Genomic DNA, 2,310 nt, shown 5'->3' on the forward strand with positions numbered 1-2,310 from the left:
ATCGGCATTATGCGGGTGATCCGTGTCAAGTGATCATGATGCTGGTGCGGAGTCGAGGCGGTGGAGGAGGTCGGCGTAGAGCTGCTGGCGGCCCGGCTGGTGGTGGTTGGCGGCGTGGTCGTGTTGGGCTTGGAGGGTGGGTCGGAACTCGATGGTGGTCTGGAAGAAGGTGCAGGTCTCGCAGACTGACTCGAAGGTGCAGTCGAGGGTCTCGGGCCGGGTGCAGTAGCCGTTGCCGAGCATCCGTTGGCGCATCTCGCGGTGCAGGCGGGCCATCTCGGGGCCGGCGGCGGAGGCGGGTAGCGCGGGTGGGGTGTCGTAGAGGGCTTCGACTTTCTCGGTGACGGCGAAGTACTCGTCGGCAACGGTGCGGGCGGCGATCTTGGCGTAGCGCAGGGTCATGTCCATGGAGTGGTGACCGAGCAGCGCGGCGATCGCTTCGAGGCTCATGCCGCGGTTGATGGCCTGGGTGGCGAGGGTGTGGCGCATCTGGTGGGGGTGGACGTGACCGAGCCCGGCGTCGGCGGCGGCGTTGTTGAGGTAGCGGGTGACGCCGTGGCGGTCCATCGGCTTGCCGTTCTCGCGGGGGATGAGCAGCGGGTTCGACCCAGTGACGTGCCGGCCGCGGTAGTCGGCGATGAGGGTGACGAGCTGGGGGTGCAGCGGGATGTAGCGGTCGTCGTGGAGCTTGCCGACGGGGACGTGGAGCCAGTGCCCGGCGCCGATCTGGACGACGGCGTCGCGTTCGAGGGCGATGAGCTCGCTGACCCGCAGCCCGGTGCGGAGCAGCACCTCGCAGACGACGCGGACGAGCATGCGAGGGTGGTGCTGCGCGGCGCGCAGCAGCCGGGCGGCGGCCGGGTCGTCGAGGGCTTTGGGTAGCGGCTTGTCCTGCTTGGGCAGGTCCCCGAACAGGATCGGCACCCGCTCGGGGCGGTCGTCCCAGCCCCAGTCCTCGAGGCGGAGGAAGAAGGTGCGCAGCATGCCGAGCCGGTGCGCGCGGGTGTTCACGCTGACCTGTGGCTTGTTCTGTCCAGGGCGGGCGGCGAGCCACGGCTTGTAGGTCTCGATGTGGGCCCGCCGGACGGTGGCGACGGTGCGGATGTCGGGGTGGGCCGCGAGCAGGAACCCGGCGAAGCTGCGCAGGGCGAGGTCGGCGCCGAGCACGCTGCCCGGGCGCAGGGTGCAGGAGATCTGGGCGAGGTAGGCGCGCATCGTGCCCGCCATGACCGGCATAGCCGGCTCGATCTCCGCCCAGCCTGGCAGCGCGGACGGGGCGCTCACCGCCGGCCCCGCAGGTTCAGCACGGGCGCGGGCTGCCCGGCGAGGGCTTGGGCGTCGAGAGCGTCCGCGGCGCGCCGGTACTGCCCGGCGAGCCAGTCGTCGCCGAGGTGGAGGTAGATGCGCGTCGACTCGATCGAGGCGTGCCCGGCCTGGGCCTGGATCGCCTCGAGGGCCATGCCGGCCTCACGCAGCCGGGTCAGGCAGGTGTGGCGCAGCTGGTGGCACGTCGCGCGGGACAGCCCGGCGCGGCGGCGGGCGCCGTCGAGGACCTCATCGACGCCGGATGCGGACAGCGGCTGCCCGCGGGTGGGGCCTTTGAGCACCACGAACACCCGCTCGGTCGGAGCGTGGGGTGGGCGTTCGAGCTCGAGGTAGTCCCTGACCGCGGCGAAGAAGCGGCCGGACACGGGGATGAGGCGCTGGTGTCCGCCCTTCCCGTCCGCGATGAACACCCGCCTCTCGGCGAACTGGAGGTCCTGCATCCGCAGGCCGAGGACCTCGCAGCGACGTAGCCCGCCGAGCACCATCGCGGCGACCATCGCCCGGTCCCGGTGCGTGCGCAGCGCGCCGGTCAGTGCGTCGACATCGGCAGGGGACAGGACCGTCGGCAGGGTGCGGGGCGGGCGCAGCAGCGGCACTCCTTGCCGCGGGCGGGACCGTTCTCGGCGGGTCGGCAGCGAGCGCGGCACCGGGTTCGCAGGGACGTCGCCGCGGGCGTGGAGGAACGCGAACAGCCCCGACACCGAGGACAACCGCCGCCGCACCGTCCGCACCGACACACCTCCCGGGCCGTCGGGCGCCACAACGACGGGAGAAGGGCTGGCGGTGCCGGCACGCTGCGCGGTGACGAACCCGAGGACGTCGCCGGGCGTGACAGCCGCTGGCGACTTGGCGACCACGCCGAAGAACACCTTCAGATCGAACGCGGTCGCCAGCAACGTGTTCGCCCGGGACCGGGCGCCCACGAACTCGAGGTAGGCGTCGAGCAGCGGCTCACCCAACCGGACCGCCAGCCCCCCGGCCGGG

2 protein-coding genes are annotated in these 2,310 nt (G+C 72.3%); both read right to left on the reverse strand.

The annotated features are described in order from the left end of the window. Window positions 1-33: 33 nt before the first annotated feature. Window positions 34-1,284, reverse strand: a complete 1,251-nt coding sequence (locus EV189_RS19905) for a tyrosine-type recombinase/integrase (RefSeq protein WP_130494761.1) — start codon at window positions 1,282-1,284, stop codon at window positions 34-36. Next, window positions 1,281-2,310 (reverse strand): tyrosine-type recombinase/integrase (locus tag EV189_RS19910; protein WP_231116603.1); only part of this gene is annotated, 1,030 nt, incomplete at its 5' end. The genes EV189_RS19905 and EV189_RS19910, both read right to left, overlap by 4 nt.

Source organism: Motilibacter rhizosphaerae (assembly GCF_004216915.1).
Taxonomy (GTDB): Bacteria; Actinomycetota; Actinomycetes; order Motilibacterales; family Motilibacteraceae; genus Motilibacter; species Motilibacter rhizosphaerae.